The following is a 23,477-nucleotide window of genomic DNA, read 5'->3' on the forward strand; positions in this document are numbered from 1 at the left end:
GGGGCGTGACGACACCACCGCGCCTGCTGGTCTCCGTCGCCGGGCTCGCGCCCGGGGCGGCCCTCGACGCCGCCGTCGCGCTGGCCGACGCCCTCGACGCCCGCCGCGTGCCCGCGACCCTGCTCGCCGGGGCGCGCCCGCACCCCGAGGTCGTCGCCTGGGCCACCTCCCGGCGCCGCGTCGGCGACGTCGTCCTGCTGCGGGAGGAGGTCCCGGGACGTCCCTACCGCCGGCTGCCCGCCCACGAGGCCGGGCTGCGGCTGACCGCCGCGCTGCGCGCCCGCGACGCCCTCGGCCTCGCCGTCGACGGGTTCGCCGCCCCGGGCTGGTCGGTCTCGGCCGGGACGCGCGCCGCGCTGGCGGCCGCCGGCCTCGGGCTCGTGCTCGACGACGCGGGCGTCCACCGTCTCGCCGGCGACGGGGCGCTCACCACGTCGTGGCGCGGGCCGGTCGGCGGTCCCGGCGCGCGCCGGTCGCGCCGCCGCGCCGAGCCGGCCCTGCGGCACCTGGCCCTCGACGCCCGCACCGACCCGCGCCTCGCGGGAGCGCTCGTCGACGACGCCCTCGCCGAGGGCGCGACGCCGCTGGGCGCCGGCGAGCTCGTCCCCCGCCGCGCCCCGCGCCGCCCGGCCGCGCTCGGGGACCCGGAGCACTGGTCGATCACGGCCTGAGGGGCCTGCGGCCCACGTGAGTGATCTGGGTCGTGAGGACGACCCACATCACTCACATGGCGAGAGCCACCCCGCGCGGCGCGACGCGGACCTCGGTGCCCTCGGGGGCGAGGGTGGAGAACAGGCCGTAGTGCAGGTCCGGGTTCGCCAGGACGGCCTCGTGGATCGGCACCGCCAGCGGCGGGGCCACGGCGCGCAGGTAGTCGACGGCCTCGGAGACCTTGAGCCACGGCGCACCGGTCGGCAGGAACAGCACGTCGGGGGTGCGCTCGGGCACGGTGAACGAGTCGCCGGGGTGCAGGACGGTGCCGTCGAGCAGGTAGCCGTTGTTCGTGATGCCCGGGATGTCGGGGTGGATGACCGCGTGGTCGCCGCCGACCACGTCGACCGTCGACCCGCCGACCGTGAACCGCTCGCCCGGCTCCCGCACGGTGTGCGCGATGTCGCGCTCGCGCAGCTGCTCCGCGGTGCCCGGGTCGACGACGAGCTCGGCGTCCGGGTTCTGGCCCAGGAGGGCGGGCAGCTTCTCAAGGTCGAGGTGGTCGAAGTGCTGGTGCGTGATCAGGATCGCGTCGAGGCCCTCGAGGGTCTGGTAGCCCTCGGAGAAGGCCCCGGGGTCGATGAGGATCCTGGCCGAGCCGGTGTCGGCGACCACGCAGGCATGACCGAGGTGCACGAGTTCCACGCCACCCGAGTTCCCTGCCCGCCGCCCGGTAACCTGGACGGCGTGGCTCGCGTGATCGTCGACGTCCTGCCGAAGGCCGAGATCCTCGACCCGCAGGGCCAGGCCGTCGCCCGCGCGATGGGCCGCCTCGGGGTGACGGGGGTGGCCGACGTCCGCCAGGGCAAGCACTTCGAGCTGGAGGTCGACGACACCGTCGGCGACGCCGAGCTCGAGGACATCGCGGCGACGCTGCTGGCCAACCCGGTGATCGAGGAGTGGGTCGTGCGGAGGGTGTCGTGACGGCGGGGGCCCGCGTCGGGGTCATCACCTTCCCCGGCACGCTCGACGACGTCGACGCCGCCCGCGCGGTGCGCTATGCGGGCGGGGAGCCGGTGGGCCTGTGGCACGACGACGCCGACCTGCGGGGCGTCGACGCCGTCATCGTGCCCGGCGGGTTCTCCTACGGCGACTACCTGCGAGCCGGCGCGATCGCCGCGCGCTCGCCGGTGATGGGCCCGGTCGTCGAGGCCGGGCGGTCGGGCCTGCCGGTGCTCGGCATCTGCAACGGCTTCCAGATCCTCTGCGAGGCGGGGCTGCTGCCGGGCGCGCTCGTGCGCAACCAGGGCCTGCGCTTCGTCTGCCGCGAGGTCGGGCTGCGCGTGGAGGCCGAGACGGCGTGGACCTCGTCGTTCACGGTCGGCCAGGAGATCCGCGTGCCGCTGAAGTCCGGCGAGGGCCGCTACGTCGCCGACGCCGCCACGCTGGACGCGCTCGAGGGCGAGGGCCGGGTGGTGTTCCGCTACACCGCTCCCGCGGCCAACGGCGCCCTCCGCGACATCGCCGGCGTCAGCTCCGCCGACGGCCGCGTCGTCGGCCTGATGCCGCACCCCGAGCACGCGATCGACACCCTCACCGGCCCGAGCGCGGACGGGCTGGGGCTGTTCACCTCGGTGCTGGCGGCCGCGCTCTCTACGGCAGCAGGCTGACGCGCAGCTCCCACAGGTCGGCGTAGACCAGCAGCATCCGCCCGCCGAGGTGCAGCACGACACCGCGCATCTCGTCCGGGCGCTCGACGTGGGTGAGCAGGCGCGACACGTCCTCGACGGCCTCGCCGACGACCTCGTCGAACGGCGCCTCGAGGGAGACGTCGCGGCCGCCCGGCTCGGCGGGCTGGGCCGCCGGCAGCAGCGGGACCACCGTGTCGCCCCGCGCTCCGGGTGCGAGGGCGAGGACCACGACGCCGCCGGCCCCGTCGTCGATCAGCAGCTCGAGCATCCCCGCCGCGACGTCGACGTGGGGGCGGACGCTGTCCGGGACGCGGCCGGCGAGCTCGAGCGCGTGCCGGCGGACGCCGAGCAGCTCGTGGTCGAGCACGAGGCCGAGCTGCGCGAGCGGGTCGGTGGCGCCGAGGCCGGAGGACGTCCCGGCCGTGTCGGCGGACGTCGCACCGGTCGTCGAGGAGACGGAAGCGGTGGTCATGGCTCCATGATGTATCGAGGGTCCGACACCCCCGGGTATTGCGCGACACGCCTGATCCGTGTCGCGACGAATCGACCGTGTTGGACCACGAGCGGACATCCGATCGAGCGAATGGTCGAGGGTCTGGGTGCTCACGGCCGTGTGCACGGTGGGCGTGTGGCGGACAGCGCCGTGTGGAGCCGGTGACGTCGACGAGTGACGGTTTACCGACCGCATATCGTGGGTAGCCGCGCGCTCACCGTGGGCGACCGCCGCGTGGCGGCCGTCGCGGGCCCCGGCGGGCGTGCGCGGAGGACGCCTACCCTCGACGGCGTGACCGTCCCCCCGGGCCCGACCGCCGTGGGTCCCGTGCTCCCCGAGACGCCCGACCCCGAGCTGCCGCCCCTCGACACCGTCGACCACGCTGCCGCGACGCCGGACGAGCCGCAACCGCACGCGGCGCTCGGCCTGCGCGACGAGGAGTACGCCCGGATCCGCGAGATCCTCGGGCGCCGGCCCACCGAGGCCGAGCTCGCCATGTACTCGGTGATGTGGTCCGAGCACTGCTCCTACAAGTCGTCCAAGGTCCACCTGCGCCGCTTCGGGCAGACGACCACCGAGGCCATGCGGGCCCGGCTGCTCGCCGGGATCGGCGAGAACGCGGGCGTCGTCGACGTCGGTGACGGCTGGGCGGTCACCTTCAAGATCGAGTCGCACAACCACCCGTCGTACGTCGAGCCGCACCAGGGCGCCGCGACGGGCGTGGGCGGGATCGTCCGCGACATCATGGCCATGGGCGCCCGACCGGTCGCGGTGATGGACGGGCTGCGCGTCGGGCCGCTCGACGCTCCCGACACCGCCCGCGTGCTGCCCGGCGTGGTCTCCGGCGTCGGCTTCTACGGCAACTGCCTGGGCCTGCCCAACATCGGCGGCGAGGTCGTCTTCGACCCGAGCTACGCCGGCAACCCCCTGGTGAACGCCCTCTGCGTCGGCGTCCTGCGCCACGAGGACCTGCACCTCGCGTTCGCGTCCGGCACCGGCAACAAGATCGTGCTCTTCGGTGCCCGGACCGGCCTGGACGGCATCGGCGGCGTCTCCGTGCTCGCCTCCGAGACGTTCGCCGAGGGCACGGGCCGGAAGAAGCTGCCCAGCGTCCAGGTCGGCGACCCGTTCGCCGAGAAGGTGCTCATCGAGTGCTGCCTCGAGCTGTTCGGCGCCGGGCTCGTGGTCGGCATCCAGGACCTCGGCGGCGCCGGGCTCTCGTGCGCGACGAGCGAGCTGGCGAGCGCCGGGGACGGCGGCATGCACGTCGACCTGGACACCGTCCCCTTACGCGCGGCGGACATGACCGCCGCCGAGATCCTCTCCAGCGAGTCGCAGGAGCGGATGTGCGCGGTGGTCACGCCGGAGAACGTCGACGCCTTCATGGCGGTCTGCCGGCGTTGGGACGTCACGGCCACCGTCGTCGGCGAGGTCACCGACGGCGACCGGCTGCGCGTCACCCACCGCGGCGGGACCGTCGTCGACGTGCCGCCGCGCACCGTCGCCCACGAGGGCCCGGTCTACGAGCGGCCCTACGCCCGCCCGGCGTGGCAGGACGCGCTGCAGGCCGACACGGTCGCCGGCCGGCCGCGCCCGTCGGGGCCGGCGGAGATCGCGGCGCAGGTCCGCACGCTCGTCGGCTCCCCGGCGCTGGCCGCGCGGACGTGGGTCACCGAGCAGTACGACCGGTACGTGCGCGGCAACGTCACCTCGGCCGCGCCCGCCGACGCCGGCGTCGTGCGCGTCGACGAGCACGGGCGGCGCGGCGTCGCGGTGTCGATCGACGCCAACGCCCGCTTCTGCCAGCTCGACCCCCGCGCCGGCGCCCAGCTCGCGCTGGCCGAGTCGATCCGCAACGTCGCGAGCAGCGGCGCGGTGCCCGTCGCGGTCACCGACTGCCTGAACTTCGGCTCGCCCGAGGACCCGGCGGTGATGTGGCAGTTCGCGGAGGCCGTCGCCGGTCTCGCCGACGCCTGCGTCGCCACCGGGCTGCCCGTGACCGGCGGCAACGTCAGCTTCTACAACCAGACCGGGATGACGGCGATCCTGCCGACCCCGGTCGTCGGGGTGCTCGGCATCCTCGAGGACGTCACGCGGTCGGTGCCCTCCGGGCTCGGGCCGGCGGGCGACGCGGTCTGGCTGCTCGGTGAGACCCGCGAGGAGCTCGACGGCTCCACCTGGGCCGGCGTCGTGCACGACCACCTCGGCGGGCTGCCGCCGCGCGTCGACCTGGCCGTCGAGCAGCGCCTCGCGGCGTTCATGGCCGACGCCGCCGTGGACGGGCTGCTGTCGGGGGCGCACGACCTCTCCGACGGCGGCCTCGCCCAGGCGCTCGTCGAGGCCGCGCTGGCGACCGGCCGGGGCGCGGCCGTCACGCTGCCCCCGGCGCCCGGCCTCGACCCGGCGTCCGTGCTGTTCTCCGAGACCGGCGCGCGCATGCTCGTCACCGTCGCCCCCGGCGACGAGCCCGAGCTCGCCCGCCGCTGCGTCGAGGCCGGACAGCCCGCGGCCCGTCTCGGCGAGGTCGGCGGGGACGTGCTGCGCATCGAGGGCGTCGAGGAGCTGCCCCTCGCCGAGCTCCGCACCCTCGCCGACGCCACCCTCCCGGCCGCGCTGGACTGAGCGCCGTCAGGCGCGAGGGATACCCGTTCGCAGCGGCAGGGCCGCGGTGAAGGCCGCGCCGTAGCGGCGGTAGCCGCGGCCGTTGGGGTGGGCGAGATCCGGCCCGGCCTCCCAGACGCGGACGCGGTGGGTCGCGGCCTCGAGCGCGACGGGGCGCAGGTCGGGCCGGGCGGCGACGACCTCGCGGGCGATCTCGGCGAGCCGTCGGCCGCGCTGCTGCACGACCCCGCGCTGCAGGTCGGGGACGTCGGCGACGAGCGCGCCGGCGGGCAGCGCCGCGCACACGGCGGTGAGGTCGCGGCGGAAGTCGTCCTCGGGAGTGTCCTGGGCCGCGTCGTTGGTGCCGATCGCCAGCGCCACGACGGCGTCCGGGGAGTCCCAACCGTCGGGTACGGCGGGCAGCTGCCCGGCGCGGAGCTCGGCGACGGTCGCGCCCGTGACGCCGAGGTTCACGACCCGCACCCGCACGCCGTCGCGCGCCTCGATCGCGTCGGCGAGCCGGCCCGCCCACGACCGCTCCGGGTGCACGGCGCCCAGGCCCTGGGCCAGCGAGTCGCCGAGCGCGACGAGCAGGACGTCACCGGGACTGCGCCGGCGCCGCCGCCAGTAGGCCGCGTGGTCGGTCTCCATCGTGGTGGCGAGCCACAGCCGCCGGGCCTGGACGGCCACGAACCCGAGGACACCGGCGAGGACCAGGGTGCGGAGGCGCGGCACGCCGGTCACGTTAGTGCGCGCCCGCGAACGCGTTGATCAGTCCGTACGGCGCGTCGTCGCCGAACATCATCGCGTGCAGCTCCGCGCCGTCGGCCGCGGCGCCGCGCTCGACCATCGCCTCCTCGTGGCGGGTGAGCGCGGACTCGACGTCGTCGGGCTGCGCGGCGAGGGCCTGGGCCAGCTCGGCGCCGTCCTGCATCGCGAGGTTGGCGCCCTCGCCGTTCGGCGGCGCGAGGTGCGCGGCGTCGCCGACCAGGGTGACGCCCGGCGTGCGCTCCCAGCGGTGCCCGACCGGCAGCGTGTGCAGCGGGCGCAGCACCGGCGGGGTGTCGGCGTCGGTGATCAGCGCGGTCAGCTCGGGCGCCCAGCCCGCGAACTCCGCCGCGATCCGCGCTCGCGCGCCGGCGGCGTCGCCGAAGTCGATGCCGTCGAACCATTCGCGGGGACGGTCGAGCGAGACGTAGGCGTGCAGCGTGCCGCCCTTCTCGCGGTGGGCCTGGATGCCCTGGCCGGGGGCCAGCGCCATGAGCGACCCGCCGCCGGCGGCCGCCGCCGCGGCGGGGTGGCGGGTGTCGCCGTCGACGAGCCAGGTCTCGACGAACGAGCGGCCGACGTACCGCGGCACCGCGTCGGACAGCAGCGGCCGCACCCGCGACCAGGCGCCGTCCGCGCCGACGAGCAGCTCGGTCACCTCGGTGCCGCCGTCGGCGAACGCGACCTCGTGGCGGCCCCCGCCCAGCGCGCGGACCCCGGTGACCCGGTGGCCCCACCGCACCGTGCCCGCGGGCAGCGCGTCGAGCAGGAGCGTGCGCAGCTCGCTGCGCTGGACCTCCGGCCGCCCGCCGTCCCCCTCGTCGGGCACGTCGAGCAGGACGGTGCCGTCCGGGCGGGTGATGCGCATCGCCTCGCGCCCCTCGAGGACGAGGCCGCGGAACGCCGTGGTGAGGCCGGCGGCCTCGAGGGCGGGCTGGCCGTTCTCGGCGTGGATGTCGAGCATGCCGCCCTGCGCGCGCTCGTCGGGTGATCGTTCGGCCTCGTGGACCGTGGCCGGGATGCCGTGGACGTGCAGGACACGGGCGAGGACCAGCCCGCCCAGGCCGGCGCCGACGATCGTGACGGGAGTGCGCACGGGGACCTCCGCAGCTCGCTGGAATGTCGTTCCAATCAAGCTTGGAACGGCGCTCCAGAGCTGTCAACATGACCTCGTGCCCCGCCGGACCGAGTCGCTGTCGCGCGAGCGCATCGTCGACGCCGCCGTCGAGCTGCTCGACGCCGCGGGCGAGGGCGGGCTGACCTTCCGCGCGCTCACCGACCGGCTCGCCACCGGCCCCGGCGCGATCTACTGGCACGTCGCGAACAAGGGCGAGCTGCTCGCCGCGGCCACCGACGCCGTCGTCAGCCCTGCGCTGGCCGCCGACCCCGCCGGCGCGCCGGGCGACCGGCTGCGGGCGGTCGCCCTCGCCCTCTTCGACGCCATCGACGCGCACCCGTGGGTCGCCGCCCAGCTCGCGTCGGGGCCGTGGCAGACGACGGACCCCCGGCTGCTCGAGAGCGTCGGGCAACAGGTGCGGGCGCTCGGCGTGCCGCGCGGGCGGTGGTTCACCGTGGCGTCGGTGCTGGTGCAGTACATCGTCGGCGCCGCCGCCCAGAACGCCGCCAACGCCCGCGTCGTGGGTCCCGGCGGCGACCGTGCCGCGATCCTGGGTGAGATGGCGCGCGGGTGGGAGGACCTGGACCCGGACGCCTACCCCTTCACCCGCGCCGTCGCCGGCCAGATGCGGGCGCACGACGACCGCGAGCAGTTCCTCGCCGGCATCGACCTCGCCCTGGCCGGTGTCGCGGCGCTCCACCCGCCCCGGTCGTGATCCGGCACTAGGCTGGACGACCGTGCCCCGCCGAGCGCCCGACCCCGCGCAGGTGCGCGCGGAGCTGCTCGCCGTGGCCCCGTGGGTGCGCGACCCCGACGGCACGGAGCGCCCACCGCGGCCCGCCCTCGCCGCCGCGGTGCGCTCGTCACTGCGCACGCTGGAGCACGCGGCGCCCGGCCACTCGGTGGAGGTGCGGGTGCCGCCGTTCGGCGCCGTGCAGTGCGTGGAGGGCCCCCGGCACACCCGGGGCACGCCACCCAACGTCGTCGAGACCGATCCCGCGACGTGGCTCGCGCTCGCGCTGGGCCTGTTGAGCTGGGACGGTGCCGCGGACCGCGTCTCCGCGTCGGGGCACCGCGCCGGCGAGATCGCGCGATGGCTCCCGGTGGTTGACGTGCATCGAACGTGTGAGAAGCCCTGAGCCCAGGCGGTATCGCCCGTATCATCGCCGTGTCCGGACGGTGACGGCCGGGCGCGCCACGGGCGGTGGGTCGTGAGGGTGTGGGAGGGGAGGCCCGGTGGATCGGCCGAGCTGGGCACCCGACGAGGTCGATGTCGACCGTCCGAGCGCCGCGCGCGTCTACGACTACTACCTGGGCGGGCTGCACAACTTCGCGGCCGACCGGGAGATGGCCGCGCGGGCGGTGGCCGACTGGCCGGAGCTGCCCCGGATCATGCAGGCCAACCGCGCGTTCATGCGCCGGGCGGTCCGCCACCTGACCGACCGCGGCATCGACCAGTTCCTCGACATCGGCTCCGGCATCCCGACCGTGGGCAACGTGCACGAGGTGGCCCAGGCCGAGCGGCCGGACGCGCACGTCGTGTACGTCGACATCGACCCCGTGGCCGTCGCCCACGCCCGCGCCCTGCTCGCCGACGACCCGCGCACCGGCGTCGTCCAGGCCGACATGGTCGACGTCGACGCCGTGCTCGGCGACCCCGTGACGCGCTCGCTGCTCGACCTCTCACGACCGGTCGGGCTGCTGGTCGTCGCGCTGCTGCACTTCGTGGGCGACGAGCGCCGCCCGGCGGAGGTGCTCGCCCGGTACCGCGAGGCGCTGGCCCCGGGCAGCCACCTCGTCGTCAGCCACGCGAGCGCCGACGGCGCGCCGGACCGGGCCGACGAGCACCAGTCGCTCTACCGCCGCACCGCGACGCCGATGACGATGCGCTCGCGCGACGAGGTGGCGGGCCTGCTGCAGGGCTTCTCGATCATCGAGCCGGGCATCGTGTTCCTGCCCGAGTGGCGGCCGGAGAACCCGTCGGCCACGCTCGAGCACCCCGAACGCTTCACCGGCTACGCCGCCGTGGGGCGTCGTGACTGAGCCCCTGTCCGCCGTGCCGGACGCCGACCCGATCGACGACCTCGCCGCCGCGTGGGCGGACGAGGTCGAGGGCACGAGCTACGTGTCGATGGCGTCCGACGAGCTCCAGGCGCACCTGCGGGAGCTGGCGGAGCGGGTGGTGGACGCCGTGCGGGCGGACCCGCCGCGCCCCGCCGCCGGCGCCGCGATCGGCCGCCGGCTCGTCGCGGCCCACTTCACGGGCCCCGAGACGGTCGAGCGGACGCTGGTCCTGCTGGCCGAGCGGCTGCCGGCGCTCTACGGCCCCGAGGTGACGCCGGCGGTGCACGCCCTGACGGCGACGCTCGCCGCGGGCTACGCAGCCGCGCTGCGCGACCGCACGCTCGACGAGCAGGAGGCCATCCGCCGCGCCGTGCTCGTGGCGCGCCACCACACCGAGCAGGCGCTGCACGCGAGCGAGGCACGGTTCCGCGCCATGTTCCACGAGGCCGCGATCGGCATCGGCCTGGGCGACATGCAGGGCCGGATCCTCGAGGTCAACCCGGCCCTGACGCGGATGTTCGGGCACACGGTCGACGAGTTCCGGCGCCTGACGGTCGGCGACCTCACCCACCCCGACGACGCGCCCTCGGTGTGGCAGTTCTACGAGCGCCTGCTGCGCGGCGAGATCGACAACTTCCGCGTCGAGAAGCGCTTCTTCCGCCGCAACGGCGAGGAGATCGTCGGCCACCTGACGCTCTCGCTGGTGCGCGACGAGGAGGGCCGCCCGGCCTACCAGCTGGCGATGCTCGAGGACGTCACCGACCGGCACCGCCTCCAGGCGCACCTCGCCTACCAGGCCTACCACGACCCGCTGACCGACCTGGCCAACCGCGCCCGCCTCACCGAGCGCCTCGAGCGCGTGTTCACCGAGACCCGGCCGGGCTCGACGCGGCGGATCGGCGTCTGCTTCCTCGACCTCGACGGCTTCAAGACCATCAACGACAGCCTGGGGCACGACGTCGGCGACACCATGCTCCAGGAGGTCGCCCGCCGGCTCGAGGAGTGCGCCGGCGAGGGCGAGCTGGTGGCCCGCACCGGCGGTGACGAGTTCGTCGTGCTCGTGGAGGACTCCCACGGCGTCGACGGCCTGGTCGCCCTGGCCGAGCGGGTGCTGGCCGCGCTCTCGCCGCCGGTGCGGCTGGCCGGCCAGGAGCTCGTGGTCGGCGCGAGCATGGGCCTGGTCGAGCAGGCCGTCACCGAGACCACGGCGTCGGACCTGATGCGTGCCGCGGACATCACGCTCTACACCGCGAAGGCCGAGGGCCGCGGCCGCTTCGCCGTCCACGATCCCGGTCGCGACGAGGCCGAGACGGCCCGGTTCTCGCTCTCGGCCGCGCTGCCCTCGGCGGTCTCGCACGGCGAGTTCTTCGTGCTCTACCAGCCGCTGGTCTCGCTCGCCGACCACCGCGTGCGCGGCGTCGAGGCCCTCGTGCGCTGGCAGCACCCCCGCCTGGGCGTGCTCTCGCCCTCGCTGTTCATCGAGCCCGCCGAGGAGACCGGGGTCATCGTGGCGCTCGGCCGCACGGTGCTCGAGACGGCCTGCCGCGACGCCCGCGACTGGTACGCCGAGTTCGGCGACGCCGCCCCGTTCGTCAGCGTCAACGTCGCCCCGCGCCAGCTGCTCGAGCCGGGCCTGGTGGCCGAGGTGGGCGCGCTGCTCGAGCGCACGGGCCTACCGTCGCACCGGCTGCAGGTCGAGCTCACCGAGCGGGCCCTGACCACCGACGAGGGCGCCCCGCTCAAGGCGCTCGACGGGCTGCGCGCCCTCGGCGTGCGCATCGCCGTCGACGACTTCGGCACCGGCTACTCGAACCTCTCCTACCTGCGCAAGCTGCCCGTCGACGTGATCAAGCTCGACGGCTCGTTCGGCGAGGGGCTGCGCGAGGAGGAGCTCTCCGACGAGGTCGACGAGCGCATCGTCGGCACCCTCGTCGCGCTCGGTCACGCCCTCGACCTCACCGTCACCGCCGAGGGCGTCGAGACCGCGCCGCAGGCGGCGCGGCTGCGCGCGCTCGGCTGCGACGAGGGCCAGGGCTGGCTGTTCGCCCCGGCGCTCCCGGCCGCGGACGTCGCCGACCTCGTGCGCCGCGGGGCGCCGCTGGCCGCCCTGCGCACCCGCTGAGCCGGGCCCGCCTGAGACGGGGATCGCGCCCCGCCCGGCGCGCGGGGGCCCCGGCGCCGGGTACCGGCGCGTAGTCTGGGCGCGGCACGCCTCGTGGCATCACCGTCGACAAGGAGCCGTCCCGGTGGACCCAGCCGGAAGCGATCCTCGGCCCACGGCAACACCGTCTCCCGCCACCGAGCCCGCGCAGGGCTCACCTCCGGCCTTCGACGAGGGCCCCAAGGAGGAGTGCGGCGTCTTCGGTGTCTGGGCGCCCGGCGAGGAGGTCGCGAAGCTCACCTACTTCGGCCTGTTCGCCCTGCAGCACCGCGGCCAGGAGGCCGCCGGCATGGCGGTCAGCGACGGCCGCCAGATCGTCGTGTTCAAGGACCTCGGGCTGGTCAGCCAGGTCTTCGACGAGCAGACGCTCTCGTCGCTGCGCGGGCACCTCGCGGTCGGGCACACCCGCTACTCGACGACGGGGTCTCCCACCTGGGAGAACGCCCAGCCGACGTTCCGCACCACCGCGGCCGGCACGGGCCTCGCGCTCGGCCACAACGGCAACCTCGTCAACACCGCCGAGCTCTTCCGCCGGCGCGACGAGCAGGCGGCCCGGCACGGCGGCCGGGGCGTGCACGGTCGCGGGCGATCCGCGCTCGACGGCGCCACCACCGACTCCGACGTCGTCACCGGCCTGCTGGCCGACAGCGCGGCCGATCTCGGCGTCGAGGAGGCGGCCCTGCGCCTGCTGCCCGACCTGCGGGGCGCCTTCAGCCTCGCCTTCTGCGACGAGACCACGCTCTACGCGGCCCGCGACCGCCACGGGGTCCGGCCCCTGGTGCTCGGCCGGCTCGACCGCGGCTGGGTCGTCGCCTCCGAGACCGCCGCGCTGGACATCGTCGGCGCGTCGTTCGTGCGCGAGGTCGAGCCCGGCGAGCTCATCGCCATCGACGCCGAGGGCCTGCGCAGCTCCCGCTTCGCCGCGCCCGAGCCCAAGGGCTGCATCTTCGAGTACGTCTACCTCGCCCGGCCCGACACCTCGATCTCCGGCCGGGGCGTGCACTCGGCGCGCGTCGAGATCGGCCGACGGCTCGCCGCCGAGCACCCGGCCGAGGCCGACCTGGTGATCCCGGTGCCCGAGTCGGGCACGCCGGCCGCGATCGGCTACGCCGAGGGCTCCGGCATCCCCTACGGCCAGGGCCTGGTCAAGAACGCCTACGTGGGGCGCACCTTCATCCAGCCCTCGCAGACCATCCGCCAGCTGGGCATCCGGCTCAAGCTCAACCCCCTGCGCGAGATCATCCGCGGCAAGCGCCTCGTGGTCGTCGACGACTCGATCGTCCGCGGCAACACCCAGCGCTCCCTGGTGCGGATGCTGCGCGAGGCCGGCGCCCTCGAGGTGCACGTGCGCATCGCCAGCCCGCCCGTGCGCTGGCCCTGCTTCTACGGCATCGACTTCGCGTCGCGGGCCGAGCTCATCGCCAACGGCCTCGACGACGAGGGCGTGCGCCGCTCGGTCGGCGCCGACAGCCTGGGCTACATCTCGCAGGAGGGCCTGGTCGCGGCCACCGACCAGCCGCGCTCGCGGCTGTGCACGGCCTGCTTCTCCGGCGAGTACCCCATCGCCCTGCCCGAGGACGCGATGGTGGGCAAGCACCTGCTCGAGGACGTCACGGGCGCCAGCTGCGGTGACGGCGGCGACGCCGGCGGTCCCGTGGTGCACACGGGTCGCGGGAACGGGAACGGGGCGGCCGTGGCGCTGGGCAGTCCCGGCTACGGTGCCGAGGACGCCCTCAGCCGTCCCTGACGTCGTCAGCCGTCCCTGACGTCCGGTGACGTCCCCACCCCTCTGCGAGGTTCCCCGACGATGACCGACGCCCCCGACGACGCGCACGCGAGCTACGCCGCGGCGGGCGTCGACGTCGCGGCCGGCGAGCGCGCCGTCGACCGGCTCAAGCCCCTGGCGGCGTCCACGACGCGGCCCGAGGTGCTCGGCGGCATCGGCGGGTTCGCCGGGCTGTTCGCGCTGCGGACGGGGAAGTACCGGGAGCCGGTGCTGGCCGCGTCGACCGACGGCGTCGGCACCAAGCTCGCCGTGGCCCAGGCCGCCGACCGCCACGACACGGTGGGTCGCGACCTCGTCGCCATGGTCGTCGACGACCTCGTGGTCTGCGGCGCCGAGCCGCTGTTCCTCCAGGACTACCTGGCGATCGGCAAGCTCGTGCCGGAGAAGGTCGAGAAGATCGTCGCGGGGATCGCCGAGGGCTGCCGGCTCGCCGGCTGCGCGCTGCTCGGGGGCGAGACCGCCGAGCACCCCGGCGTGATGGAGCCCCACCACTACGACCTGTCGGCCACCGGCGTCGGCGTGGTCGAGGCCGACGGCATGCTCGGGCCCGACCGCGTGCGCCCGGGCGACACGGTCGTCGCCATGGCGTCGTCGGGCCTGCACTCCAACGGCTACTCGCTCGCCCGGCAGGTGCTGCTCGAGATCGGCCGGATGTCGCTCGACGGCCACGTCGAGGAGTTCGGCCGCACGCTCGGCGACGAGCTGCTCGAGCCCACCCGCATCTACGCCCGCGACTGCCTCGCCGTCGCCGCCGAGACCGACGTCCGCACGTTCGCGCACGTCACGGGCGGGGGCCTGTGCGCCAACCTGGCGCGCGTCCTGCCCGCGGGCCTCACCGCCGATCTCGACCGCACCACCTGGACCCCGGCGCCGGTGTTCAAGCTCATCGCCTCCCGCGGGCGCGTGACCCGCGAGGAGATGGAGCGCACCTTCAACATGGGCGTCGGCATGGTCGTGGTGCTGCCGCCCGACGACGTCGACCGCGCGATGGCGGTGCTGACCGCCAAGCACGTGCCGTCGTGGGTGCTGGGCGAGGTGCGCGCGACCACCGACGACGAGGGGCCGGTGGACGCCGGCCACGCGGTGCTGCGCGGCGACCACCCCCGCTTCTAGTCCGTCTCAGTCATCGGGCATGAGCTCGGAGTGGAGCTTGAGCACGGTCTGGCCGTTCGACTGCTCCAGCACGTAGGCCGGGTTGTCGTCGGTGCCGTTGCGCGTCTTCTTCTTGCCGTCGATGGTGCGCTCGACGCGCTCGGTGTGGACTTCCTTGACCGTGGCCTCGGCCTGACCCTGGCCCCAGTTCCACTTGACGTCGTCGCCCTTGCTGAACGACTTGCTCACGGCCGCCTCCTCGCGCCTCGGCACCGCTCGGTGGTGAGCGGTGGACGGGCGCGGTTACCCGCCCGGGCGGCGGCGAAGCGTGCCACCCCCGGACGGGAGCCGTGCCGGCTGACGTGTCAGCTCGACGGAGCGGTCACCGCTCGTCGTAGCTGTACTCGCCCCAGCGCGCGTCGACCGTGTCGTCGTCGTCGGAGCGGGGGGAGAAGCGGTCGTCGCCGCTACCCAGCTCGCGCTGCAGCGCGTCGAAGTCCGTGTTCGGGGAGCTGTACTTGAGCTCTCGGGCCACCTTCGTCTGCTTGGCCTTGGCTCGTCCGCGTCCCATGGCTGGACCCCCTCGCACAGGGCGGGGGCGGCCGGAGCATCTCCGGCGGCCCCCTGAAATCTGAGGTAACTCTCGTACTCACGACAATACCGTGTGTCCGATCGGGGTCGCGACGTGACATGGCACGATCGGCGCCCGTGCCCGCCCCCTTCGTCTGCTACCTGCGTGTGTACGAACCCCTGGGTGCGCTGCAGGGACCGTTGGCGGCACGGGTGCGCGCCGGTCTGGCGCGCGGAGCGGTCCGGGCGGTGGACGCGGGGCGGCGCGATCGTGATGTGTGTCTCCGCGCACAGCTGGGCGTCCCGCCGCGCCTGCTGCCCGGCGAGCGCGCCGACGGCACCTCCTACGACGGCCCGGCCGACGTGCTGCTCGCCGACGGCCCGGGCGGACCGGGGCAGGAGCCGTTCGGCCCGACGACGCTCGTCTGCCCCCTCGAGACGCGCCCCCGGGCCGCCGCCGCGCTCGTCGGGTTCCTGAGCAGCGAGCAGCCGGTGCTGCGGGCCGCCGCCCTGCCCGTCGAGGAGTCCGCGGTGCGCTCGCGCGCCGAGGCCGTCGTCGCCGAGCTGGGCGACGCCGCCACCCACATCGTCTCGGCCACCTGGACCGTGCCGCTGCCGTGGTTCGCGCTCGTCGACCCGGCCGAGCGCGTCCTCGTGCTGCCCAGCGACGACGCCGTCACCGCGCCGGAGGCGCCGACCCGGCGCTGCTACTGGCGGATGTCGATGGCCGACACGCTCGCCCGGGCGGACGCGGGCGCCGACCTGCTGACCGAGACCCTCGGCGACGACGGCCCGTCGGACGTGCTGCGCGACACCGCCCGCTGGCTGCGGCACTTCGACGCCGGCTCGCTGGTCGAGCTCGACTACGGCGGGCTGGTCGCGCTGATGGACGACCAGGTGCTGGCGGCCGACACCTCGGCCGAGGACGTCACCGAGGCGCTCGATGCCCTCCGCGCGGGCGACGCCGAGCGGGCGATGGCGTGCTACCGGCGCCTGCGCGACTTCTGGGCCGCCGTGGCCGTCCACCAGCGCGCGAACTGACGGGCCCTCGGCGGTTACTGGCTCGTATCGCTCGCTGAGCGAGCGATACCAGCCAGTAACCCGGGAGGAGACGGGTGGCTAGGCGCCTTCGCGCTCGCGGCGCAGCAGGTCGTCGACCGAGGCCGAGCCCTCGCGGTAGCGGCGGCCCAGCTCGTCGTTGCACGCGTCCATCACCTGCTGCACCCGGCCGCGGTGCTCGGAGACCGACGCTTCCTCCTGGGCGTACTCGCGGGCGGCGGCGGTGAGGTCGTCGTCGGAGAGCGTCGCGACGTCGGAGAGCCCGGTGTCGGCGAGCAGCGCCTCGACGTGGCGGCGGTGCGACTCGGCGCGCGAGGGCTGGACGGTGTGGTGCCGGCCGCGGCCCGCGGACGGTCCGAGCGCGTTGTCGGCCAGGATGCGGGGCAGCTCGTCGACCAGCGACGGCTCCTCCCCGCCCTCGGCCGTGGCGGTGCGCCGCCGCTGCTCGAAGCGGACGATGTCCATGCGCGCGTGCAGCAGCCGCCGCAGGTAGGACAGGTCCGTCTCCTCCTGGGCCGCGTCGTCCCGCTTCGACCGCACGTCGTCCAGCGGGCAGGTGCCCAGGTCGGCGAGGAAGGCGGGGTCGAGCACGCGGTCGAGGCGTCGACGACCGCCCTGCCGGAACTCGATCATGGCTCCCCATGGTGCGGGACACGGGTGGGGGATGTCATCCCGCACCCGGGTCGGCGCGTCGAGAGGTGCTCCCGGCGCGCGCGCCGGTCGCCGGTGGGCTCCCGGGTCACCCGGACGTCGGCACCGACCGTCCGCCGCCGAGCACGCCCGCCAGCCACGTCGGGTCGACGTTGCCGCCGCTGACGACGGCGACGGTGCGGCGGGAACGGTCGCCGTCGGGCAGCGCGAGCCAGGCCGCGGTGGCCACCGCGCCGCTGGCCTCGCACGGCACCCCCGCGCGGTGCAGCCGGCGGGTGGCCTCCGCGATCTCCTCCTCGGACACCGTGACGACCTCCGCGACGAGGTCGCGGACGTGCGGCCAGGTCAGCTCGCCGAGGACGGTGGAGCGCAGGCCGTCGGCGGCCGTGGCGGCGACCTGCTCGCGCGCGAACCGCACCCGTTCCCCGGCCCGCTTGCTCGCGGCCGCGTCGCCCGCGAGCTCGGGCTCGGCGCCGACGACGCGGACCCCCGAGCCGCGCAGCGCCGCCGCGATGCCGCTGATGAGGCCCCCGCCGCCGACCGGGACGACGACCTGCTCGACGTCGGGCCGGTCGGCGAGGATCTCGGCCCCGACGGTGCCCTGGCCCGCGATGACGTCGCGGTGGTCGTAGGGCGGGATGAGCGCCCCGCCGGTCTCGGCGGCGACGGCCGCGGCGGCGGACTCGCGCTCGTCGGCCGGGACGCGCACGAGACGGGCCCCCAGCGCGGCCATCGCCGCGACCTTGGCCTCGACCGCGTCGTCGGGGACGACCACGGTGGCGGCCACGCCGAGCCGTCGCGCGACCCAGGCCAGGGCGCGGCCGTGGTTGCCCGAGGAGTGGGTGACGAGGCCGGCGGCCCGGCGCCCGTCGTCGAGCCGGCTCGCGGCGTGGAACGCGCCGCGCAGCTTGAACGCGCCGATCGGCTGGAGGTCCTCACGCTTGACGGCCAGGCCGGCGAGGTCGCCGTCGAGGTCCTCGACCGGGGTGCGCGCCGCGACCCCGTCGAGCACCACGGCGGCCGCGGCGACGTCGTCCGGACCGAGCAGCTCGGTCACCCCTTGAGTCGCCGCATCGCCGCCCGCCCCGGCGGCTCGCCGGTGTCCGGCGGGATCGAGTCCGGGTCGACGGCCGCCGGGCCGGGCACGAGGCCGGTCCCGTCGGCGTCGTCGGGTGCCACCCACAGCTCCGCGCCCCCGGCGACGGCCGACCGCTTGAGCAGCGCGAGCGCGACCGTCCCCAGCTCGTGGTGGCGCACCGCGCTGCCGATCCGGCCGACCGCGCGGCCGCCCTCGGCCGCCAGCACCGGGGTGCCGGGCGGGGGCAGCGGGTCGTCGCCGGACTGCAGGTGCAGCAGCACGAGCTGGCGCGGCGGGCGGCCGAGGTTGGCGACCCGCGACACCGTCTCCTGCCCGCGGTAGCAGCCCTTCTGCAGGTGGACCGCCGAGCCGATCCAGCCCATCTCGTGGGGGATCGTGCGCTCGTCGGTGTCGAGACCGAGGCGCGGGCGCAGCGACGAGACCCGCAGCGCCTCGAAGGCGTCGTGCCCGGCCGCCCGGGCGCCGGCGCCGCGCAGCCGCGACCACCACGCGCCGAGCTCCGCGCGCGGCACGACCAGGTCGACCGCCGCGTCGGGGCCCGGCCCCGGCCACGGCATCCGGCGCACCACGCCGCCGCCGGAAAGGGCGAGCGACGCGTGGTCCCCCTGCGGAGCGGCGACGCCGGCGGCGGTGAGCACCTCGTCGACGGCCGGCCCGACGACCGACAGCACGGCCCACTCGTCCGTCGCGTCCGCCACCTCGACCTGCGACCAGAAGCGCATGCGGTCGAGGTAGGTGGCGAGGTCCGCGGCCCGGCCGGGCTCGACGTCGAGCCACAGGGTGTCGTCGACGTGGGCGATGACGGCGTGGTGCTCGACCCTGCCCTGGGCGTCGAGGACGAGGCCCTCCGTGCCGGCGCCGTCGGCCAGGTCCGCGACCTGCTGGGAGATCAGGAGGTGCAGCCAGCTCAGCCGCTCCGGGCCGGTGATGCGCAGCACCCCGCGGTGCGAGCGGTCGACCACGGCGGCACGGCGCGTCATCGCGCGCTGCTCGCCGAAGGGATCGCCGTAGTGGGCGGGCACGGCGGCGTCGAGCAGCGGACCGGCGTCGTCGTCGCCGGCGGGCTGGTGGGCGACGGCGCCCGGTTCGTCGAAGGAGGGGGAGATGGTCACGGCGCGTCCTCCGCGAGCTCGGCATCGGCGCGGGCGGCGCAGTCGCGGCAGGTGCCCGACAGCGCGACGTGGGTGGCGTCCAGGCGGAATCCGTGGGATTCGTGCAGGGCGGCGGACAGCTCGTCGAGCGTGTCGACGTCGATCTCGTCGACGCGGCCGCAGTGGTGGCAGACGAGGTGGACGTGCTCGTGCTCGGACGTCGCGTAGGTGGGCGCCCCGTGCCCGAGGTGCGTGTGGCGCACCACCCCGAGCTGCTCGAGCAGGTCCAGTGTCCGGTAGATCGTGGTGATGTTCACCGCGGGCGCGGTCTGCTGCACCCGGGTGCAGATCGCCTCCGGCGTGGCGTGACCGAGCTCGGAGACGGCGTCGAGCACCAGCTGGCGCTGCGGGGTCATGCGCAGGCCGCGGCGGTGCAGCGTCTGCCGCAGTTCGGTGTCCACCCCGTCGATGGTAGGCCCGTCGAGGGGTCCTCCGACGGGTGCACGCGGTGTGCCCGGCTGGTGCGGCTCCGTGCGCGGTCCCGCACCGGTCCCTACGATCGGGACGACTCGCGCCCACACCCGGCGCTCCGCGCACGCGGCCTCCAGGCAGGTGATGATGACGACCGGTGAGCAGGGACGCACACCGCCCGACGCCGAGCACTACCTGGATCTCTCGGGCGTCGAGGAGGACGCCCCGGGTCCGCACTTCGACGTCGTGCTGCGGGGCTACGACCGCCGCCAGGTCGACGAGCACGTCAGCGGCCTGCGGCGGATGAACGCCCAGCTGCGTGCCCAGCTCGCGGTGCGGGAGCGCCGGCGCAGCGCTCCCGGCCCGGACGCGGCGGCCCTCGCGAGCCGGCTCTCCGACACCATCCCCGAGGCCCGGCGCTCGGCGCCCCCGGAGGAGCAGGAGCCCGGGAACGCCGGGAGCCCGGACATGGTCGGCGCCTTCAACGACCGCCTGCGCGGCATCCTGCAGGCCGCCGAGCAGGAGGCCCAGCTGGTCCGCAGCAAGGCCGCCGAGTCGCTGCTGGCCGAGCACGCCGAGTCCCGCGCGGCCCTGGCCGAGCTGCGGGCGCAGCGCGACGCCGTCGTCGACGAGCTCGTCCGCCTGCGCGGGCGGCTCGACGAGATCGTGTCCGGCCCGGTGCGGCCGGCGTCCGGGCCGCCCGCCCACCGGGCCCGCCCGGCCCCGGACCCCGCCCGCCCGCGGCGTTCGCGGGCCGCCCCGGCGGGCCGCCCGGCGCGATGTCGCCGGGGGAGCCGACGATCGAGGCACCGCACCCGGCCGCGGGCCCGTCGGGCGACGGGACCGACGGCACGGTCGGGAGCGGCGTGGACGACACCGTCGCCGTCGCGGCCACCCCCGCCGACGGCGCCGCCGTCGACGCCGACACCGACGGCAACGCGGTCGAGGTGACCGAGGGCGCCCAGCCGTCGGGTGCCGCGACCCGTCCGGCCGCTCCGTCCCCGGAGCGTGCGGCAGACGGGTGACCTCGTCCGACGGTCGGTGATCGGACGACCCGCCGGGCCGCGCCCGGACGGCGTACTGTCTGCGGTCATGCGCGTGCTCGAGTCGCCGATCACGTGGATCGTCGTGGCCGCCGTCCTCCTGGCGCTCGCCCTGCTGCTCATCGTCGTGTCCGGGGTGCGCCGCCGGCGTGCCCGCCGGGCGGCCGCCGCGGCCGCGTGGCCGCCCCCTGCGCTCGAGGCGGGGCGGGCCGATCCGGAGGCCGTCTGGACCGAGCCGGCACCGGAGCGCGACGGCTCCCGCACGCCGGTGTCCAACCTCCCGGACACCCCGGCGCCCACGGCCGCGGCGTCCTACGCGGAGCCGCGCACCGACCCCCTCGACGTCGACGCCGTGCGGGCCGGTCTGACGGAGGAGCAGCCGGAGACGACCGGGACCCCGGAGCGCCCGGCCGACCACCGGCCCCGCCACGCCGCCACGGACACCGACGGCGCGCCGGAGCCCGAGCCCGAGGAGACGGTCCCGGACGCGACCCCGGCCCCGACCCCCGCCACGGCGACCGGCACCGGGGACGACGGGACCGACGCCCGGACCGACGCCGCGAAGGACCGCCTGCTCGCCGTGCTCCTGCGGGACCCGGAGGCCGCGGTGGCGGCGCTCGCGGCGGCGGGCGACGGGGGCGCTGCTCCCGGCGAGCGGGACGTCACGGCGCTGCTGCGTGCAGGGCTCACCCCGTCCCAGGTCGCGCACCTGGTGGGCATCGACGAGGAGCGGCTCGCGACGGTCGTCGCGCGCGGGCTCGGCCTGCTGCCCGGGCCTCAGGGCCCCGACGGCGCCGCGACCGGCGAGAACCGCACCGACGAGCCGGGACGCAGCTGGGCGAACGCCGCCAGCTCGGCCGGGTCCACCACGCCGACCACGGGGTAGCCGCCGGTCGTCGGGTGGTCGGCGAGGAAGACCACCGGCTGCCCGTCGGGCGGCACCTGCACCGCGCCGCCGACCAGTCCCTCGCTGCGCAGCTCCTCGCCCTGGCGGTCGTCGGCCCGCGCGAGCGGCGGCCCCTCGAGGCGGACGCCGACGCGGTCGCCGGTGGGCGCGACGGTCCACGTCCCGGCGCGCAGCGCCCCGGCGGCGTCGTCGATCCAGTCGGCGCGCGGCCCCAGGTGCAGGCGCAGCACCACCGCGTCGGGGGCGGTGGAGACGCCGATCGCGCCCGTCCCGACCGGTGGGATCGGCGTCGGCGGGCCGACGGGGAGGCGGTCGCCCACCGCGAGCGGTGCCGGCCCGAGCCCGGAGAGCGTGTCGGCGCTGCGGCTGCCGAGCACCGGCTCGACGGCCACGCCGCCGCCGACGGCGAGGTAGCCCCGCAGCCCCGAGCCCGGGGCCGGGACGGTGACGACGTCGCCGGCCGCGAGGTGGACGGGCTGGTGGGAGGCGACGGCGCGCTCGGGGCCGCCCCCGCGCCGCAGCCGCAGGCCGCCGGGCGGGCCGGTGAGGGCGACGGTGAGCGCCGCCGTCGCCCGCACCGCGAGCCCGCCGAGCAGGATCTCCAGGCCGGCGGCGTCGGGCGGGTTGCCGACGAGCCGCTGGGCCAGCGCGTGGGCCGGCCCGTCGAGGGCCCCGGCCGGCGGGACGCCGATGTGCGCCCACCCCGGACGGCCGCGGTCCACCACCAGCGCCTGCGGCCCGACCTCGGTGACGACGAGCTCGCGCGTCACCCGGCGTCCCGGAAGCGGACGGTCGTGCCGGGCACGAGCAGCGCGGGCGGGTCGCGGTCGGGGTCGAACAGCGTCGGGGCGTCGTCGGTCAGCCGGCCGATCAGCCGCCAGCCACCGGGCGAGGTACGCGGGTAGACCCCGCCGAACTCGCCGGCCACCCCCACCGAGCCGGCCGGGATGCGCGGCCGCGGCGTGTCGAGCCGCGGCTGTTGCAGCGCCTCGGGCAGCCCGGTGAGGTAGGCGAACCCGGGCGCGAAGCCGCCGAACGCGACGGTCAGTTCGGCGCCGGTGTGGGCGGTGACGACCTCGTCGGTCGACCAGCCCGCGTCCCGCGCCACCAGCTCGAGGTCCTCGCCGTCGTACACCACCGGCAGCTCCACCGACCCGGCCTCGTCCCGGGCGGGCGCGGCCGTGGTGTCGACGCCTTGGAGCAGGACCCGGACCGCCGCCAGCGCCCCCCGGTCGCCCGGCGCGGTGACCAGCACCGTGCGGGCGGCCGGGACGACGTCGACGACGCCGGGCAGCTCGCCGCGGTCGAGCGCGCCGCGCAGGGCGGCACCCACGGCGGCGACGGCGCCCAGGCCGTCGAGGTCGACGATCAGAGCCTCCGGGCCGGCGGGCCGGACCTCCACGGTGGGGTCAGCCGGCGACGCGTCGGAGGCGCGCGGAGGTGTGCGGCTGCAGCGGCTGGCCGACCATGGCGCGCTCCTCGACGTACGCGAGGTCGCCGTCGTCGACGATGCCGTAGAGCCGCGTCGCCCCGTTGACCTCCTTGGCCGTGGACGTGCGGGCGATCGCGTCGGTCTGCAGCTCCCACGACGTCTGGGTGCGGCTCGAGCCGTAGTACAGCTCGATGATCCCGGTCTGGTGGGCGAGCAGCAGCTCGATCGTGCCGTCGGGCTGCGGGCGCCACCAGCCGACCTCGCGGGCCGCGGGCCGCACGACCTCCCCGCCGGGCCCGTCGAGGATCCAGGAGCGCGACTCCCACGACAGGAACGGCCGGCCATCGTGGGCGACGGTGATCTGCTGGCCGAAGTGGAAGGGCCCGTCGATGGTCGGGTAGACCACCTCGCCCTCCCCGCGCCACACCCCGACGAGCGGCAGCAGGCCGAGCAGGGCGTCGTTGAGGTCCGGCCCGAGCCGCAGGTTCGCGGTGTCGTTCGGGATCGGCAGGTCCGGCCACTGCGGGACGTTCGCGTCGCGGGTGTGCGCGGCGCGCTCCTCGGCGGCGCGGATGGCCTCGTTGCCGGTGCTGCCCTCGGGCAGGTCGCCGTCGGCCCCGTCGGCCGAGCTGTACGGCGCGTTCATCGTTCCTCCTCGGCGATCAGGACCTCGTCGCGGAAGAGGCGCCTCGTCAGCGCGACCCCGGCGCCCAGGATCCCGGCGCTGCAG

General features: G+C 76.2%; 26 protein-coding genes. 13 read left to right on the forward strand and 13 right to left on the reverse strand.

Annotated elements, in window-relative coordinates; all coding sequences use genetic code 11:
- The first annotated feature begins 5 nt into the window (after positions 1 to 5).
- The gene (locus ABD994_RS01295; RefSeq protein WP_345410526.1) at positions 6 to 671 is read left to right on the forward strand and encodes a hypothetical protein; all 666 of its coding nucleotides are present in this window, start codon (positions 6 to 8) and stop codon (positions 669 to 671) included.
- Between the two features lie 52 nt (positions 672 to 723).
- Here the strand turns inward: ABD994_RS01295 and ABD994_RS01300 are convergent, their stop codons facing one another.
- Complete coding sequence (locus ABD994_RS01300) at positions 724 to 1,356, reverse strand: MBL fold metallo-hydrolase (protein ID WP_345410528.1); 633 nt, start codon at positions 1,354 to 1,356, stop codon at positions 724 to 726.
- A gap of 42 nt (positions 1,357 to 1,398) precedes the next feature.
- Here ABD994_RS01300 and purS point away from each other — a divergent pair, with 42 nt between their 5' ends.
- Both purS and purQ read left to right on the forward strand, forming a co-directional pair.
- The gene (gene purS, locus ABD994_RS01305; protein WP_345410530.1) at positions 1,399 to 1,635 is read left to right on the forward strand and encodes a phosphoribosylformylglycinamidine synthase subunit PurS; all 237 of its coding nucleotides are present in this window, start codon (positions 1,399 to 1,401) and stop codon (positions 1,633 to 1,635) included.
- On the forward strand, positions 1,632 to 2,321 hold the full coding sequence (gene purQ, locus ABD994_RS01310) for a phosphoribosylformylglycinamidine synthase subunit PurQ (protein ID WP_345410531.1): 690 nt from the start codon (positions 1,632 to 1,634) through the stop codon (positions 2,319 to 2,321). The genes purS and purQ overlap by 4 nt, the downstream gene beginning before the upstream one ends.
- Here the strand turns inward: purQ and ABD994_RS01315 are convergent.
- On the reverse strand, positions 2,305 to 2,814 hold the full coding sequence (locus tag ABD994_RS01315) for a hypothetical protein (protein WP_345410532.1): 510 nt from the start codon (positions 2,812 to 2,814) through the stop codon (positions 2,305 to 2,307). The genes purQ and ABD994_RS01315 overlap by 17 nt on opposite strands.
- A 348-nt stretch (positions 2,815 to 3,162) precedes the next feature.
- Between ABD994_RS01315 and purL the strand changes: the two genes are divergently transcribed.
- Positions 3,163 to 5,457, forward strand: a complete 2,295-nt coding sequence (gene purL, locus ABD994_RS01320) for a phosphoribosylformylglycinamidine synthase subunit PurL (RefSeq protein WP_425550004.1) — start codon at positions 3,163 to 3,165, stop codon at positions 5,455 to 5,457.
- Positions 5,458 to 5,463: 6 nt separating this feature from the next.
- On the opposite strand, the gene ABD994_RS01325 is transcribed toward purL, so the two are convergent.
- Both ABD994_RS01325 and ABD994_RS01330 read right to left on the reverse strand, forming a co-directional pair.
- Positions 5,464 to 6,171: an SGNH/GDSL hydrolase family protein gene (locus tag ABD994_RS01325; protein ID WP_345410533.1), complete on the reverse strand. Its 708-nt coding sequence runs from the start codon at positions 6,169 to 6,171 to the stop codon at positions 5,464 to 5,466.
- A 10-nt stretch (positions 6,172 to 6,181) separates the two neighbouring features.
- Positions 6,182 to 7,300 carry an FAD-dependent oxidoreductase gene (locus ABD994_RS01330; protein ID WP_345410534.1) on the reverse strand — a complete coding sequence of 373 codons (1,119 nt, stop codon included), beginning with the start codon at positions 7,298 to 7,300 and terminating at the stop codon, positions 6,182 to 6,184.
- Positions 7,301 to 7,376: 76 nt separating this feature from the next.
- On the opposite strand from ABD994_RS01330, the gene ABD994_RS01335 reads away from it, so the two are divergent.
- The 6 genes from ABD994_RS01335 to purM all read left to right on the forward strand — a co-directional run bounded on the left by ABD994_RS01335 (position 7,377) and on the right by purM (position 14,445).
- Entirely contained in the window at positions 7,377 to 8,036 is a 660-nt protein-coding gene (locus ABD994_RS01335) for a TetR/AcrR family transcriptional regulator (RefSeq protein WP_345410535.1), read from the forward strand.
- A gap of 22 nt (positions 8,037 to 8,058) precedes the next feature.
- On the forward strand, positions 8,059 to 8,460 hold the full coding sequence (locus ABD994_RS01340) for a sterol carrier family protein (protein WP_345410536.1): 402 nt from the start codon (positions 8,059 to 8,061) through the stop codon (positions 8,458 to 8,460).
- A 97-nt stretch (positions 8,461 to 8,557) separates the two neighbouring features.
- On the forward strand, positions 8,558 to 9,364 hold the full coding sequence (locus ABD994_RS01345) for an SAM-dependent methyltransferase (protein WP_345410537.1): 807 nt from the start codon (positions 8,558 to 8,560) through the stop codon (positions 9,362 to 9,364).
- The gene (locus ABD994_RS01350) at positions 9,357 to 11,507 is read left to right on the forward strand and encodes a putative bifunctional diguanylate cyclase/phosphodiesterase (RefSeq protein ID WP_345410538.1); all 2,151 of its coding nucleotides are present in this window, start codon (positions 9,357 to 9,359) and stop codon (positions 11,505 to 11,507) included. Before ABD994_RS01345 ends, ABD994_RS01350 begins: the two co-directional genes overlap by 8 nt.
- A 124-nt stretch (positions 11,508 to 11,631) precedes the next feature.
- Positions 11,632 to 13,293, forward strand: coding sequence for an amidophosphoribosyltransferase (gene purF, locus ABD994_RS01355; protein ID WP_345410539.1), 1,662 nt, complete (start codon positions 11,632 to 11,634; stop codon positions 13,291 to 13,293).
- A 60-nt stretch (positions 13,294 to 13,353) separates the two neighbouring features.
- Complete coding sequence (gene purM, locus ABD994_RS01360) at positions 13,354 to 14,445, forward strand: phosphoribosylformylglycinamidine cyclo-ligase (RefSeq protein ID WP_345410540.1); 1,092 nt, start codon at positions 13,354 to 13,356, stop codon at positions 14,443 to 14,445.
- 6 nt (positions 14,446 to 14,451) lie between these two features.
- Here the strand turns inward: purM and ABD994_RS01365 are convergent, their stop codons facing one another.
- Together ABD994_RS01365 and ABD994_RS01370 are read right to left on the reverse strand one after the other, a co-directional pair.
- Positions 14,452 to 14,673 (reverse strand): hypervirulence associated TUDOR domain-containing protein, encoded by a 222-nt coding sequence (locus tag ABD994_RS01365; protein ID WP_345410541.1) that lies wholly within the window; start codon positions 14,671 to 14,673, stop codon positions 14,452 to 14,454.
- A 133-nt stretch (positions 14,674 to 14,806) separates the two neighbouring features.
- Positions 14,807 to 14,995, reverse strand: a complete 189-nt coding sequence (locus ABD994_RS01370; RefSeq protein ID WP_345410542.1) for a DUF3073 domain-containing protein — start codon at positions 14,993 to 14,995, stop codon at positions 14,807 to 14,809.
- A 137-nt stretch (positions 14,996 to 15,132) separates the two neighbouring features.
- On the opposite strand from ABD994_RS01370, the gene ABD994_RS01375 reads away from it, so the two are divergent.
- On the forward strand, positions 15,133 to 16,035 hold the full coding sequence (locus tag ABD994_RS01375) for a DUF8083 family protein (protein ID WP_345410543.1): 903 nt from the start codon (positions 15,133 to 15,135) through the stop codon (positions 16,033 to 16,035).
- Positions 16,036 to 16,113: 78 nt separating this feature from the next.
- Here the strand turns inward: ABD994_RS01375 and ABD994_RS01380 are convergent, their stop codons facing one another.
- From ABD994_RS01380 to ABD994_RS01395, 4 genes are all read right to left on the reverse strand, one after another.
- Entirely contained in the window at positions 16,114 to 16,686 is a 573-nt protein-coding gene (locus ABD994_RS01380; RefSeq protein ID WP_345410544.1) for an RsiG family protein, read from the reverse strand.
- Positions 16,687 to 16,792: 106 nt separating this feature from the next.
- A complete protein-coding gene (locus ABD994_RS01385; protein WP_345410545.1) occupies positions 16,793 to 17,761 on the reverse strand; it encodes a threonine ammonia-lyase in 969 nt (322 codons plus the stop codon).
- Positions 17,758 to 18,915 (reverse strand): CAF17-like 4Fe-4S cluster assembly/insertion protein YgfZ, encoded by a 1,158-nt coding sequence (gene ygfZ, locus ABD994_RS01390; RefSeq protein WP_345410546.1) that lies wholly within the window; start codon positions 18,913 to 18,915, stop codon positions 17,758 to 17,760. The genes ABD994_RS01385 and ygfZ overlap by 4 nt, the downstream gene beginning before the upstream one ends.
- Positions 18,912 to 19,355 carry a Fur family transcriptional regulator gene (locus ABD994_RS01395; protein WP_425550000.1) on the reverse strand — a complete coding sequence of 148 codons (444 nt, stop codon included), beginning with the start codon at positions 19,353 to 19,355 and terminating at the stop codon, positions 18,912 to 18,914. Before ABD994_RS01395 ends, ygfZ begins: the two co-directional genes overlap by 4 nt.
- 157 nt (positions 19,356 to 19,512) lie before the next feature.
- Here ABD994_RS01395 and ABD994_RS01400 point away from each other — a divergent pair, with 157 nt between their 5' ends.
- Positions 19,513 to 20,316 (forward strand): hypothetical protein, encoded by an 804-nt coding sequence (locus ABD994_RS01400; protein WP_345410547.1) that lies wholly within the window; start codon positions 19,513 to 19,515, stop codon positions 20,314 to 20,316.
- 141 nt (positions 20,317 to 20,457) lie between these two features.
- Positions 20,458 to 21,294, forward strand: a complete 837-nt coding sequence (locus ABD994_RS01405) for a hypothetical protein (protein WP_345410548.1) — start codon at positions 20,458 to 20,460, stop codon at positions 21,292 to 21,294.
- Here the strand turns inward: ABD994_RS01405 and ABD994_RS01410 are convergent.
- The 3 genes from ABD994_RS01410 to ABD994_RS01420 are packed head-to-tail and all read right to left on the reverse strand — an operon-like array spanning position 21,186 to position 23,393.
- On the reverse strand, positions 21,186 to 22,085 hold the full coding sequence (locus ABD994_RS01410; protein WP_345410549.1) for a 5-oxoprolinase subunit C family protein: 900 nt from the start codon (positions 22,083 to 22,085) through the stop codon (positions 21,186 to 21,188). The genes ABD994_RS01405 and ABD994_RS01410 overlap by 109 nt on opposite strands.
- Positions 22,082 to 22,717, reverse strand: a complete 636-nt coding sequence (locus ABD994_RS01415) for a 5-oxoprolinase subunit B family protein (RefSeq protein ID WP_345410550.1) — start codon at positions 22,715 to 22,717, stop codon at positions 22,082 to 22,084. The genes ABD994_RS01410 and ABD994_RS01415 overlap by 4 nt, the downstream gene beginning before the upstream one ends.
- A 7-nt stretch (positions 22,718 to 22,724) precedes the next feature.
- Positions 22,725 to 23,393, reverse strand: coding sequence for a heme-binding beta-barrel domain-containing protein (locus ABD994_RS01420; protein ID WP_345410551.1), 669 nt, complete (start codon positions 23,391 to 23,393; stop codon positions 22,725 to 22,727).
- Positions 23,394 to 23,477 lie beyond the last annotated feature (84 nt).

Origin of the sequence: Actinomycetospora chlora (assembly GCF_039542135.1) — a bacterium.
GTDB classification, from domain to species: domain Bacteria; phylum Actinomycetota; class Actinomycetes; order Mycobacteriales; family Pseudonocardiaceae; genus Actinomycetospora; species Actinomycetospora chlora.